Below are 14915 nucleotides of genomic sequence, written 5' to 3'. Positions count from 1 at the left end.
ATCTCAAAAAATCGTATGAAAGCATCATACGATTTTATTTATTTAATTTGCTAAGCTGTGATATAAATCAAGATAAGACTGACAAGCTGTATCCCAAGAGAAGTCACATTCCATAGCTTGGACTTGAAGTTTCTTCCAAACGTCAGGATGGTTATAATAAACATCCAAAGCAGTTTGAAGAGCCCAGTTAAGCCAGTATGGAGTCAAGTTGTCAAAACTAAATCCTGTACCAGTTCCTTCAATCGGATTGAATGGCTGCACAGTATCTCGCAAACCACCTACTTCATGGACAAGAGGTAAAGTACCATAACGCATAGCCATCATTTGAGAAAGTCCACATGGTTCAAAGCGACTTGGCATGAGGAAAATATCACACGCAGCATAAATCTCTTGCGCCAACTTCACATCAAAGGTAATATTAGCGGATAATTTATCTGGGAATACTTGGCCAAACCATGAGAAGGCTTGTTCAAAGCCAGAATCACCTGTACCCAAGAGAACGATTTGAACATCATCTTGAAGCATGCGATGCAGACCTTCAACTACAACATCAAAGCCTTTCTGTCTTGTTAAACGTGACACAATTCCAATCATTGGAACATCAGGACGTACTGGGAGTCCAACTTTTTCTTGGAGTTTAGCTTTGTTTAGAGCTTTCCCTGATAGGTCAGATTTGTTGAAATGGTAATCCAACAAAGGATCCGTCTCTGGGTTATAAAGGTCGGTATCTATTCCATTTACGATACCAGACACCTTACCGGACTCCATTCGAAGAATCTGATCCAAACCACAACCAAACTCTGTTGTCATGATTTCATAGGCATAACTTGGAGATACAGTTGTCACACGATCTGCATAGAGAATACCTGCTTTCATCCAGTTAAGACAGTCATTCCAGCGAACTGTACCATCCGCATAACGCTCAAAACCAACTCGGAACAAATCCCACAGCATACCTTCAGAGAATTGACCCTGAAATTCCAAGTTGTGAATGGTTAATACAGTCTTAATGTTTTGGTAGGCTTGAATCCATCTATACTTTTCCTTCAACAAGAAAGGAATCATAGCTGTATGATAATCATGAGCATGAAGAACATCAGGTATAAAGCCAATACGCTCCATAGCCTCTAGAGCTGCAAGTTGGAAGAAAGCAAAGCGTTCACCGTCATCAAAATCTCCATATACATGTCCACGGAAGAAATAATATTGATTGTCGATAAAGTAGAAGGTAACACCGTTTAAAATAGTTTTCTTAATGCCACAAAATTGTCTGCGCCAACCAACGTATACTTCAAATTGAAGAACATCTTCAATTTGATCTCCAAACTTAGCTTCCACCATGTCATAGTATGGTAGAATAACAGCAACTTCATGGCCAGCTTTAACTAATGATTTTGGAAGAGCTCCGATAACATCTCCCAAGCCACCTGTTTTAGAAAAAGGAGCTCCTTCTGCTGCTACAAATAAAATTTTCATGAAAGAATATCCTCTGTTACTTTTTCACCCTTTTTAATGATAACAGGATGGTCTGCTGTACCACGAACAACAACTCCCTCAGCTATTTCAGCACCCTTATCAATAATTGCGTACTCAACTTGAGCGCCTTCGCCAATGACAACACGAGGGAAAATAATAGATTCTTTAACTAAGCTATCTTTATGAATTTGAACATTACGTGAAACAACTGAACGAACAACCTTACCTTCGACAATACTACCAGAAGCAAACTGCGAAGTATTTACTTCACAACCAGGTGCATAATAAGTTGGTTCTTCGTTTTTCACCTTTGTGTGAATCTTTTGATTTGGAGAGAATAAAGAGTAGAATTTATGCTGATCAAGCATATCAATATTGGCTTTGTAGTATGTTTCTACAGAATGAATATTTGCTAAGTAACCAGTATACTCGTAGGCAAAAGCGCCTGATTCCGCTGCTAAGTCACGTAGAACATAACGTAGTTTTTCTGGGTGTTCTTTCTGAGCTTCTTCTTCAAGACGTTCAATCAACCATGGGGTATCAACGACAAAGATATCGGTAGACATATTGTAAAGATTTTGGTCTAATTTTTTATCAAAGAGCTTGTGAGAAAGTACATGGTCAGTTTCATCGATATCAAGGATTGCATTTACTTCTGAAATATCCTTCTTAGGTAGTTTCTTATAAACAACTGTGATAGGAGATTTTGTAGTATTGTGCAAATGGAAAACCTGAGCAAGATCAATATTTACCAAAACGTCACAGTTCAAGGAAACCGTTTGGTTAGATTCAGAACGTTTTAAATAAGTCAAGAGTTGTTGATAATACTCTTTACCGACCGTGCTACTTTCTACACGTGTATTGTAAATACCCAAATAGTAGTGACTAAGTAGTGTATTCAAGCCCCACTCGCGACCTGAACGAATGTGGTCGAAAACTGAGCTGATATTATCTTGTTGGAAGATTCCAAAGACACTACGAACACCAGCATTTGCTAAACTTGAGAGTGGGAAGTCAATCAAGCGATACTTTCCTCCGAATGGCAAACTCGCCACAGGACGATTACTCGTCAAGGTTGACATATCATGAAAACCAACAGTGTTTCCTAAAATCGCTGAATATTTATCAATCTTCATCTGTTGCTACCCCCACTACTTCGTTATACCCGACTACTTCTACTTCTTCCGTTCCATCAATTTCTACACCATCAGCAATGATAGCACCCTCACCAATAATGGCACGTTTAATCTTAGCACCTTTTCCGACTACTGCTCCACTCATGATGACAGAATCAACAACTTCTGCTCCTTCACGAACTTGAGCTGCTGTAGATAAAATAGAGTGCTTCACGGTACCATTTACATAACATCCATCAACTACGAGAGAGTCTTCTACATGAGCATGTTCTCCAATAAAGTTTGGTGGAGAGATAAGGTTACGAGAATAGATTTTCCATTGACGATTACGACTATCTAGAGCGTTGTCTGGAGAAATATATTCCATATTTGCTTCCCAAAGCGATTCGATAGTGCCGACATCCTTCCAGTATCCACTGAATTCATAGGCATAAACACTTTCTCCAGACTCTAGGTAGTTAGGAATAACATTCTTACCAAAGTCTGACATGTCAATATTATTCTTTTCAGCTGCAACGAGCATATTGCGCAGACGTTTCCAATCGAAAATATAAATCCCCATTGATGCCTTAGTTGATTTTGGTTGGGCAGGTTTTTCTTCGAATTCAACAATGCGATTATTAGCATCTGTATTCATGATACCGAAACGACTAGCTTCTTTTAATGGTACATCCAAAACAGCTACAGTCAAGCTGGCATTGTTATCCTTATGCGATTGGAGCATATCATCATAGTCCATTTTGTAGATATGGTCTCCTGAAAGAATCAAAACATACTCAGGATTGATGCTATCGATATAGTCAATATTTTGGTAAATCGCGTGACTTGTACCTTCGAACCAACGATTTCCTTCACTTGCAGAGTAAGGTTGAAGGATAGAAACACCTGAATCAATTACATCAAGACCCCAACTAGAACCGTTTCCGATGTGATTGTTAAGAGCAAGAGGTTGATACTGTGTGATAACACCAACATTGTGTATACCAGAGTTGGCACAGTTAGAAAGAGCAAAGTCAATGATACGGTAGCGCCCACCAAATTGCACTGCTGGTTTTGCAATGCTTTGAGTGAGTTTACCGAGACGAGTTCCTTGCCCACCGGCAAGGATTAAAGCTAGCATTTCATTCTTCATTTTCTACTCCTTTTTGACATTTATTTGATTCTTTTTTTGTAGGTTTCAAGCGACGTTTGATTTTCCAAATACTTGCACCCATAGCTGGCAAAGTAAAGGTCAATGTCTGCTCATAATCCTTCCATAACCCTTCTTGAGTTTGAACAGTTTGATTGTGTTCTTTCCAAACTCCACCCCATTGTTCCAACTCTGTATTCCAAATTTCTTCGTAAATACCTGCAACTGGTAATCCAATTGTAAAATCAGGACGTTCAACCGGTGCCATGTTGAAGACACAGACTAGCATCTCGCCTTTTTTACCCTTACGAATAAAGGATAGAACACTTTGATCTCTATTATCAGCATCGATGATTTCAATTCCATCATAACTTGTATCAATTTCCCAAAGACAACGATGGTCTTTATAAAGTTGATTCAGTTGAGATGTGAAGTATTTCATCTTAGCATTCATTGGATCTTCAAGGTTTGACCACTCTAATTGCTCTTCTGATTTCCACTCTAAGAATTGACCGAATTCGCTACCCATAAAGAGTAATTTCTTACCAGGGTGACAAATTTGATAAGTATAAAGGTTTCTCAGGCCTGCAAACTGATTGTAGCGATCTCCCCACATCTTATGCATCATACTCTTCTTACCATGAACCACCTCATCATGTGAGAATGGTAGAAGATAATTTTCATTAAAGACATACATAAAACTGAAGGTTACAAGGTTAAAATCATACTTGCGGTAAATTGGATCTTCTTCGTAGAAACGGAGAATGTCATTCATCCAGCCCATGTTCCACTTGTAGTCAAATCCAAGGCCACCAATCTCTTTTGGACCTGTTATTTTAGTAGCTGAAGAGCTTTCTTCTGCAATCATCATGACATCAGGGTGAGCTAGCTTAATAACAGTATTTAAACGCTGAAGGAAATAGTAACCTTCATAGTTAAGATTTCCACCGTCTTTATTTGGTGTCCAAGGTGCATTATCATAATCAAGATAAAGGATATTACTTACAGCATCAACACGGATACCATCTAAATGATAAAAATCAATCCAGAACTTAATGCTAGAAATTAGAAAAGATTGTACTTCGTTTTTCCCTAAGTCAAAGTTTAATGCTCCCCAACCATAATTATGAGCTTTGTTATGGTCTTGATATTCAAAAGTTGGTGTTCCGTCATAATAGGCTAGAGCATCATCATTGATTGTAAAGTGACCTGGCACCCAGTCAACGATAACACCGATATTGTTTAAATGACACTCTTCAACAAAGTCTTGAAACTCTTCTGGTCTTCCGTAAGAATGTTCCAAACCAAAATACCCCATCAGTTGATAGCCCCAGCTCAAACCTAGCGGATGCGCCATCAAAGGCATAAACTCAATATGAGTGTAGTTCATCTCAACTAAGTAAGGAATCAACTCTTCTTTTAATTTAGCAAAACTGTATGGAGTTCCGTCTGGATTTCGTTTCCACGAACCAGCATGTGCTTCGTAAATATTAACTGGTCTTTCAAAGAATCCCAAACGTTTTCTACGAGCTAACCAAAGTCCATCCTTCCATTTCTTTTCTGGAATTTCTGTTAACACAGCCCCTGTGCCTGGACGTGCCTCATACCGAATAGCTAAAGGATCAATCTTCATAAGCTGATGACCGTTAGCCCGAGTGATATGATATTTATAAATCTGACCTTCTTGGGCTAAAGTTGTAAAAACTTCCCAAACTCCAGATTCATTTCGAACCATAGGGATTTGATTTTCAACCCAATTCGTGAAATCACCGACTAGATGAACAGCTTGCGCATTTGGAGCCCAAACACGGAATGTGTAACCCCATTCCCCGTCTTTCTCCTCACGATGTGCGCCCAAATAGTGCTGAAGATGGAAATTTTCGCCTGTTGTAAAAGTTCTTAAAGCTTCTAATGTATCCATAAATCCCCCTTTATATTGTAAGCGTTTTCTATATTTCTATTATACTATCTTTTAAGAGAAGTTTCAAGTAAATTACTATATTTTAAAAATTATTTTGAAAATCTGAAAATAATTTTCTGATGTGTCCCAGGAAAATAGTTTTAATTTTCTGTTTTATCTTCGTTTCTTTTCATTTCCTTACATTTTTATATAATAGTAACAAAATATTCGGGTTTAAGCAATTTTTAGCCTGATATTTTTTAAAAATATATTCAAACTCAGTAAATATAGAGTTTATGATATTCAACTTAGATTGAAATTATTCAGAAAGCAAGGATTTTTCCCTAAAAAATAGAGCAGATCTTCCAATCTGCTCTGTCTTTATTTACTATTCTTTACGATTTATCTGCATTTCCCTGAAAAATAAATTTCTCTGGATATTTTTTGATAAAACTTAGTTCATTCTCATTTCCATCATAATCATAAACAAAATCATCTGCTTCATCCAACTTCTGATAAAAAGCATCACCATGCTCTTCTTCCATCTGTGCTAGCATCTCCGATCTTTCTTCTCTAACAAAGGAGATAGCTCCACCAAAGTATGCAAGAAGATTTTTGAAATTAACAGCATGCTCCGTCATTCCAAATAGTTCCAACCCCTTTAAAGTATCTTCCCAGACAATCCCTGTCGAATTATCGAAAAATTGATAGTGGCCTCCATTGTTTACTTCGATAAAATACCAGATAATCGCCAGAAGGTATCTTTGTTCTAAAGTAAAGATTTTTGCAGAATCGAGATAGTCTTCATAGGTGTTATAGATGTTAACAGTTTCGTATACTGGTTTAATAATATCCCATGAGTCTCTTGCCTTTTGAACGTCTTCTACCGTAATATTCTTGTATAATTTCTTATTCTGCGCAATTGTCATTTCTTGATTAGTTTCATTAACATCTTCAAAATAGTATTTTTCTAGCAAGGGATAATCTTCTGGCTTAGCTTCAAGAACTTCCCTTAGAGAACCTACTTTAACCAACTCAATACACCATTCAATGACTGGATTTGTTGAGGAATCAGCATTTTTGATAGCATTTTCTAATAAAGCTAGAGCCTGATTAGCTTCAGTTTCAAAGTCATTCTTCGGGTCACTAGATAAACGCCAATGGGTAAAACCATTTCTATAATACCAAATAGCATCCCTATCTTCTTCAGAGACTATCTCTAAAACTGTTTTTGCCTCTTCAAATTGACTCCAATTATTACAAACTTTGGCTAGTTCACTAAGTACTTGACCACTTAAATTTTCTAAACCAAGCTCTGAGATAATTTCCTTTATCTTTTCGAATTGGTAGGTATGCTTAATGTCTTTGAGACACTGAAGTTTCTCCTCTTCATTTAAGGTGATAAATTTTTCCAGAGTAATTGTATTGATATCCATAAGTATCTCCCACTAAAAGTAATGAACTTTTCTAATTTTAATTCAATTAATAATGAAACTTCTGCTTTTTCTATCTGTCCAGTACTTGAAAATGAACTACTTTTTCTGAAAATTTTAGTTTTATTTTCGACTTCAAAGAAGACTTTCTAGAAGTATAGGCCGGGATCAAAAATCCCAACCTCGTATTTTTAGTAGAAATGAGCCTTTGAAACATTTTTGTTCATTCATTGGACTCTACAAAATAGCTTTGCCCTACATTTCATTGACTCCGTCTTCGATCTAAGACTTAGGATAAAACATTCATAACTGCTACACTCACATTATCAAGAGTGTTTTCTTGGTTTGAACGACTATTAGTGATTCGCATTTCAAGGTTTCCCGCATTTTCATAATAGTGGGATTCTCCCTTAGCATTAAAGACCACTAAGTAATGCTCGTCATCTTCTTGAATTTCATAGACAATCCAGCCACTATTTTCAATAGCTGTGTGAACAAAGACGTGACGGTATACTTCCTCGTATGTAGGGTATGAGAAGGCACTACTTTTTGTTTTAAGACCTATAATCTGACGAATAAATTCAATACTATCCTGACGCTCATTGATTAAGTCCCAGTCCACCTGGTTAACAGCGTCTGGAGCATTGTAACTGTTCATGGCACGTTCGCGATCATCATGAGTCAACTCACCGTTTTCACCTGTAGGAACCAGTTTGGTACGTCCAAACTCTTGACCAAGTTCCATAAAGGAGATACCTTGCATGAGTAGATTCATTGCAGTTGCTGTTTCTACCTTTTTCATGATACTTGCTTGGTCTTCTGTTGGATGAAGTGTCGCTAATAAATCATGCAAGTTATAGTTATCATGGGCTTCTACATAGTTGACAACCTGGTTAGGGCTTAAATAAGAGCCCAGTTCACGACTACCAAGAATAGCTTTGGCAACAATTGGTTCAGTTGCAGCACCACTTACGAAGCCTGATTTGATATCACCATAAACTTCAGCACCCTTAACCGCATTACGTTGATCATCATTGAAAAATCCAATATTAGGCAACTGATAGGCATTGTCTTTCTTAGCCTTATCGTAAGGTGCTAGACCAGTACCCATATCCCAACCTTCTCCATAAAGGATGATTTTAGGATCGACTTCATCCATAGCCCAACGGATCATCTGCATGGTTTTAATGTCATGGATTCCCATCAAGTCAAAGCGGAAACCATCAATATTAAACTCATTCACCCAATAAAGAAGTGAATCAATCATGTACTTACGGAACATTTCGTGTTCACTAGCAGTCTCGTTTCCTACACCAGTACCATTTTGATAACTTCCATCGCGGTTCATTCGGTAATAATAGTCTGGAACCGTTGTTTGGAATGGGGCATCAACAGTTGAAAACGTATGGTTGTACACCACATCCATAATAACGCCAATTCCAGCATCATGATAAGCTTGAATCATCGTCTTCAAATCGCGGATGACTTGACCTGGATCATTTGGATTCGTAGACATGCTGGTTTCTGGTGCATTGTAGTTTTGTGGATCGTAACCCCAGTTGTAGGTCACATTTCCATCTGCATCATACTCTTTGTGACGATCAGCAATTGGTTGCAGTTGAACATAGTTCACACCAAGTTCTTTGATGTAGTCAAATGCAGTAGACTGACCGAAGTGATTGACTGTTCCAGTTTGGGCAGCACCCAAGAATGTTCCTCTTAATTCTGGAGAAACACCAGAAGTTTCAGACTTGGTCAAGTCACGAATATGCATTTCGTAAATAACCGCTTGACAAGGATTTTCTAATCGCCAAGTTGCTTCCGTTCCATTCTTAACTTCAAAACCTTCAACTTGACGTTCTTTTTTTGAAAGAATCGCTGAACGTTTGCCATCTGGACTTGTCGCGATGGTATATGGATCACGTGTCAATGATTGATGATGTGGAAAATCAATCAGATATTGATAGGCACGACCTGCAAGACTTTCAGGAACTGTCAAATCCCAAACTCCTATTGTATTATATTTGTGACTATAAGAATAACTATTTCCACGCTTCATATCATACGTTTTTAGGATAGGAGCGTCATTGCTAGCTGATTCATAGACTACAACTTGTACAGTTGTTGCTGTTGGCGACCAAAGTTTAAAGCTTGTTTCTTCTTCGGAAACCTGGTATCCCAACTCTCCTTGGTAACCCCAATGGTGATCAAAACTGGCACTGTTAATCGCTTTATCAAAAGCAAATGGATTTTGATCTTTATAGTGTGGACTTGCAATAGCTGGATTTTCAGAATAATAAACAGTGTCATCTCCATCTAAAATCCAAACTTCCGTTAGAAGTGGATAATAATTGAAACGAATTGGATACTCTTTTGAAACACCGTCTTTTGTAATTACAAAAGTCATCGTTTCGATAGCTTTTTCGCTAGATTGAGTTAAAGAAAATTTTTCTCCAAAATACTCTTCTTCTTTTACTAACTCAACTGTATCAAGAGGCTTTTTACTAAAACTACAATCTTTATAAGCCTCATCCTTACGATGATAATGAATAAGTACAGGATAATTGTACATAGTTCTCCCTAATTTCTAATTGTTAAATTTTAAAAAAATAATTTCTTGTTTAAATTTTCGAGTTGGAGCAAGAAATCTAAGATAGTCATTCTTTAGTGTGTAATGATTATAAACTCTCCAACCAAGCTTCATCTCGAATCTCAATTCCAAGTTCTTGTGCTTTTTGGAGCTTGCTTCCTGCATCTGCTCCTGCTACAACAAGGTCAGTTTTTTTCGATACACTTCCAGTAACCTTGGCTCCAAGATTTTCGAGTTTACTCTTAGCTTCAGAGCGAGTAAGACGTTCAAGTTTTCCTGTCAATACGACTGTTAGACCTGATAAGGCAGCATCTGCTACAACGACCTGTCCTTTATAATCTAGATTAACATTTAATTCTTTCAATTCTCTTAAAAGGATTTTAGCGCCCTCAGTCTCAAAATAAGATTGGAGACTTTGAGCAATGACACTTCCCAAACTTTCAATGCCTGCAACTTCTTCAGGACTGGCTTGTGCTAGCGATTCGATTGAGTGGAAGTTTTGTAAAAGCAACTGACTTGCCTTACTTCCTACATGACGAATCCCCAAACCAAACAAAAGTCTTTCAGCAGAATTTTCTTTAGAAGCTTGAATAGCCTGATAAAGTTTTTGAGCTGATTTTTCCTTAATGCCTTCTAGCAAGAGGAAATCTTCAACTGTTAATCGGTAAACATCTGCAACATCCTTAACCAAATCGGCAGCAAATAATTTTTCTACGATTGATGGACCGAGGCCAGAGATATTCATGGCATCACGGGATGCAAAGTGAATTAAACCTTCTTTAATCTGAGCTGGACAACGTGGGTTTATACAACGAAGAGCCACCTCATCTTCAAAGTGTAACAGCTTGCTCTCACAACTTGGACAGTTTGTTGGAATATCTAGTTTCTCCTCAGACACACGCTTTGATTCTACGACACGTAAAACAGCAGGTATGATATCACCCGCTTTGTAGACAATGACTGTATCATCCTTGCGGATATCCTTTTCAGCGATATAGTCAACATTATGAAGCGTTGCACGACTAACTGTTGTACCTGCCAATTGCACCGGAGTAAGATTGGCAGTCGGAGTTACGACACCAGTTCGTCCTACTGTCCAGTCAACAGAAAGCAGTTTTGCTTCTTTTTCTTCTGCAGGGAACTTATAAGCGACTGCCCACTTAGGCGCTTTAACTGTAAATCCAAGTTGCTCTTGACCAGCTAGGTCGTTGACCTTAATTACGACACCGTCGATATCATAAGGCAATTGGTCTCTTTCTTGACCTACTTCTTGGATAAACTTCCAAACTTCATCCATGCTGTGTGCTAATAGGCGTCTTGGATTAACAACAAAACCCAATTGTTCTAAATGTTCCAAAACCTTCTCTTGGCTATCCCGAGTTGAAGGGCTTGCTTCTTGATAGAGGAAGGTTGCAAGATTACGCTTAGCTACTACTGCTGTATCTAACTGGCGAAGAGTACCTGCAGCAGCATTTCGTGGATTGGCGAATTCAGACTCGCCGTTTTCTTGACGAGCAAGATTGACTTGATTGAAAGAAGCTCTCGGCATATAACATTCACCACGAACAGTGATATCTAATTTTTCTGGTAAAGATAAAGGAATGTCTTTCACTCGTTTAAGATTTTCCGTGATGTTTTCACCAATTGAACCATCACCACGAGTCGCACCAGCAACAAAAATTCCCTGCTCATAAGTCAAGGAAATCGATAAACCATCAATCTTCAACTCACAAATATAAGTGACATTATTCAATTCCTTACGGACACGTGCATCAAAGGCATCCAATTCTTCACGTGAAAAAGCATCCTGCAAACTATAGAGAGGATACTGATGACTATATTTTTCAAATCCATCAAGAATCTTTCCACCTACACGATGTGTCGGACTTTCTGGCAAGACTTGGTCCGGATGAGCTTTTTCTAACTCTACCAATTCACGATAAAGACGGTCATACTCACTATCAGATACAGATGGATTGTCACTTGTATAATACTCTGTCGCATAGCGATTGAGCAACTCAACGAGCTCTTTCATTCTTTCATTCATAAAACCATTTTACCATAAAAAGGACTATAGAAACAATATTCAAGCTCTAAAAAAGAAAATGAGAAGGATATTTCTATCACTTCTCATTTATTTTTATTTTTTACGATTCAAAATAGCATTCAAGATGATGGCTACAGCACTCGCAATGACAATACCATTTGAGAAGAACATTTGTAATTCAGTCGGTAAAGTATTGAAGAGATTGCTTCCGTTTAATCCCACACCAGCAGAAATAGACACTGCTGCAATGAGGAAGTTGTGTTCATTGTGCTCAAAGTCTACACGAGCCAAGATTTGCATCCCTTGGAGAGACACAAAACCGAACATGACGAGCATTGCTCCACCAAGAACAGGGCTAGGAATAATCTGAGCCAAGGCACCAAACTTAGGCAAAAGACCGAGTAAGATAAGGAAACCAGCTGCGTAGTAGATTGGCAAACGAGTACGAATACCTGAAAGTTTCACCAAACCTACGTTTTGTGAAAATCCTGTATAAGGGAAGGTATTGAAAAGTCCACCAAGTAAAACAGCGAGACCTTCAGCACGATAACCATTACGGAGACGAGTGCTATCAATTGGATCTTTAGTAATATCAGAAAGGGCAAGATATACACCTGTTGATTCTACCATGGATACAGTAGCAATGATACACATCATGACAATAGATGAAATCTCAAATTGTGGAGCACCGAAGTAAAATGGAGTTGGGATATGAACCAGTGGAGCTTCTGCTACTGGAGAAAAATCAACCAAGCCCATAGTCGCTGCAATAATCGTACCGGCAATCAAACCAATCAAAATCGAAATAGATTTGATAAATCCTTTTGTAAAGATATTGACCAAAAGAATGATGAGAACAGTAATCATTGCCAAGGCTAGACTTTGTCCAGTTGGTTTTTCTACGTTATTTCCCATATTTCCAATAGCAACTGGAATCAAGGTCAATCCGATAGTTGTGATAACAGAACCAGTTACGATTGCAGGGAAAAGATTGGCAACCTTAGAGAAGATACCTGAAATCAGGATAACATAAATCCCTGAAGCAATCAAAGCTCCAAACATAGCACCGCTACCATGACTCTGACCAATCATGATAAGAGGAGCAACAGACTGGAAGGCAACCCCAAGAACGATTGGCAATCCAACACCGAAGTGTTTATTGAGTTGCAATTGTAAAAGAGTTGCAACCCCGCACATAAAGATATCTGTTGAGATAAGGTAGGTCAACTGTTGAGCTGAATACCCCAAAGCACTTGCAATCATGATGGGTACTAGGATTGAACCTGAGTACATAGCAAGTAAGTGTTGCAAACCAAGAACGGCTGCCTGTGAGTGTTTTTCCTGTTGTTTCATTAGATGTCTGCCTCCTTGAAGATAACTCTTCCATTTTCAAAACGCTCTAAACGAGCAAGTGATACTACCTGATGACCTGATTTTTCTAACAGCTCACGACCATCTTGGAAGGATTTTTCAATCACAATTCCGACGGCCTCAACTGTAGCACCAGCTTGCTCGATAATCTGAATCAAACCTTTAGCTGCTTGACCATTAGCCAAGAAATCATCAATAATTAATACTTTATCTCCTGGAGATAAGAACTTCCCTGCAATAGATACAGTGCTAGTAACTTGTTTCGTGAAAGAAAATACTTCTGCAGTTAAAATTCCTTCATTCATGGTAATATTTTTTGCCTTTTTAGCAAAAATCATAGGTACATCTAATTGTTCTGCAACATATAGAGCTGGAGCAATTCCAGATGCTTCAATGGTTACAACTTTTGTAATACCAGCATTTTTAAAATGTTCTGCAAAAGTACGACCAATCTCACGCAGCAAGGAATAGTCAACTTGGTGGGTCAAGAAGGAATCCACCTTAAGAATATTCTCACCTAGAATATTCCCATCTTTTAAAATACGTTCCTCTAGTAATTTCACATTAACCTCCGAAATAAAAAGGGACTTACAAAGTAAGCCCCATAGAAAGATCAAAACAGATAACCCTGCTTCTTTTTATCTCTCTTCGACTTACTCATTGTTAGGTATTTACGGTACCTTGTAGAAACGCCACGCCAATTCGCGGCATAAATAAGTAATGATATTTTTAGTGAGCATCTCCATTCCAGATAGAGTTCTTCACAATCACATAATCTACATGTCTAAGATCAGCTACCTTTCGACCTCCAGCATAAGAAATCGAACTTTGCAAATCTTGTTCCATCTCAGTTAGGGTATCTTGTAAATGTCCTTTGGCAGGAAGAAGAATTTTCTTACCTTCGACATTCTTATAGGCACCTTTTTGGTATTCTGAAGCAGAACCATAGTATTCTTTAAATTGTTTACCATCGACTTCGACAGTTTTACCAGGGCTTTCGATATGGCCTGCAAATAAAGAACCAATCATAACCATACTTGCACCGAAGCGGATTGACTTTGCAATATCTCCGTGTGTACGGATACCACCATCGGCAATAATCGGTTTACGCGCAGCTTTAGCACACCAGCGAAGAGCTGCTAGCTGCCAACCACCTGTACCAAAGCCTGTTTTAACCTTAGTAATACATACTTTACCTGGACCGATTCCGACCTTAGTAGCGTCTGCTCCAGCATTTTCAAGTTCACGAACTGCCTCGGGAGTACCAACGTTACCAGCGATGACAAACGTATCTGGCAATTCTTTTTTGATATGCTGAATCATTGAAATCACACTGTCGGCATGTCCATGAGCGATATCAATAGTGATATACTCTGGAGCATCATCCTTTAATTGACTAACAAAATCATATTCGTAATCTTTAACACCAACGGAGATAGAAGCAATCAAACCTTTTTCATGCATGCGTTTCACAAAAGGAATGCGCCCAGCTTCATCGAAGCGATGCATAATATAGAAATAACCACCTTTTGCAAGTTGTTCTGCAACATCTTCATCCAAGATAGTTTGCATATTTGAAGGAACAACTGGTAACTTAAAGGTGTGCTTCCCAAGTGTCACTTGTGTGTCAGCTTCTGCACGACTTTTAAGGACACATTTGTTAGGGATTAGCTGAATATCTTCATAGTCAAAGATCGGAAATTCGTTTAACATTTCGATGTCTCGTTTCTTTTATAATGACCTACCTATGCTTTCGCATCACTACGCCTTTTCCGACGTTTCCTCTAACGATTATAAACTAAGGTAAAGTTTTTGTCAAACATTTTGAAACAT

The 14915-nt window shown here is 38.3% G+C and carries 10 protein-coding genes and 1 riboswitch; all 10 genes read right to left on the bottom strand.

The window, feature by feature from the left end; genetic code table 11:
* Positions 1 to 42: 42 nt before the first annotated feature.
* Positions 43 to 1476: a glycogen synthase GlgA gene (gene glgA, locus KJR31_RS02095; RefSeq protein ID WP_214261849.1), complete on the bottom strand. Its 1434-nt coding sequence runs from the start codon at positions 1474 to 1476 to the stop codon at positions 43 to 45.
* Positions 1473 to 2612 carry a glucose-1-phosphate adenylyltransferase subunit GlgD gene (glgD, locus tag KJR31_RS02090; protein WP_214261848.1) on the bottom strand — a complete coding sequence of 380 codons (1140 nt, stop codon included), beginning with the start codon at positions 2610 to 2612 and terminating at the stop codon, positions 1473 to 1475. Before glgD ends, glgA begins: the two co-directional genes overlap by 4 nt.
* Complete coding sequence (locus KJR31_RS02085) at positions 2602 to 3744, bottom strand: glucose-1-phosphate adenylyltransferase (RefSeq protein ID WP_214261847.1); 1143 nt, start codon at positions 3742 to 3744, stop codon at positions 2602 to 2604. The genes glgD and KJR31_RS02085 overlap by 11 nt, the downstream gene beginning before the upstream one ends.
* Complete coding sequence (gene glgB, locus KJR31_RS02080) at positions 3734 to 5662, bottom strand: 1,4-alpha-glucan branching protein GlgB (RefSeq protein WP_214261846.1); 1929 nt, start codon at positions 5660 to 5662, stop codon at positions 3734 to 3736. The genes KJR31_RS02085 and glgB overlap by 11 nt, the downstream gene beginning before the upstream one ends.
* Positions 5663 to 6036: 374 nt before the next feature.
* On the bottom strand, positions 6037 to 7077 hold the full coding sequence (locus KJR31_RS02075) for a DMP19 family protein (protein ID WP_214261845.1): 1041 nt from the start codon (positions 7075 to 7077) through the stop codon (positions 6037 to 6039).
* Between the two features lie 286 nt (positions 7078 to 7363).
* Positions 7364 to 9646, bottom strand: a complete 2283-nt coding sequence (gene pulA, locus KJR31_RS02070; protein ID WP_214261844.1) for a type I pullulanase — start codon at positions 9644 to 9646, stop codon at positions 7364 to 7366.
* A 106-nt stretch (positions 9647 to 9752) separates the two neighbouring features.
* On the bottom strand, positions 9753 to 11711 hold the full coding sequence (gene ligA / locus KJR31_RS02065; protein ID WP_214261843.1) for an NAD-dependent DNA ligase LigA: 1959 nt from the start codon (positions 11709 to 11711) through the stop codon (positions 9753 to 9755).
* A 93-nt stretch (positions 11712 to 11804) separates the two neighbouring features.
* Positions 11805 to 13064, bottom strand: coding sequence for a nucleobase:cation symporter-2 family protein (locus KJR31_RS02060; RefSeq protein ID WP_214261842.1), 1260 nt, complete (start codon positions 13062 to 13064; stop codon positions 11805 to 11807).
* A complete protein-coding gene (locus KJR31_RS02055) occupies positions 13064 to 13645 on the bottom strand; it encodes a xanthine phosphoribosyltransferase (protein WP_178894947.1) in 582 nt (193 codons plus the stop codon). Before KJR31_RS02055 ends, KJR31_RS02060 begins: the two co-directional genes overlap by 1 nt.
* 77 nt (positions 13646 to 13722) lie before the next feature.
* Positions 13723 to 13819: riboswitch (purine riboswitch) on the bottom strand.
* On the bottom strand, positions 13812 to 14795 hold the full coding sequence (guaC, locus tag KJR31_RS02050; protein WP_214261841.1) for a GMP reductase: 984 nt from the start codon (positions 14793 to 14795) through the stop codon (positions 13812 to 13814). Its footprint overlaps the riboswitch before it by 8 nt.
* Positions 14796 to 14915: the final 120 nt, after the last annotated feature.

Source organism: Streptococcus infantis (genome assembly GCF_018499575.1).
GTDB classification, from domain to species: Bacteria; Bacillota; Bacilli; order Lactobacillales; family Streptococcaceae; genus Streptococcus; species Streptococcus infantis_K.
Note: the sequence above shows the minus strand (reverse complement) of the source record. Positions and strands in the feature narration are given on the sequence as shown.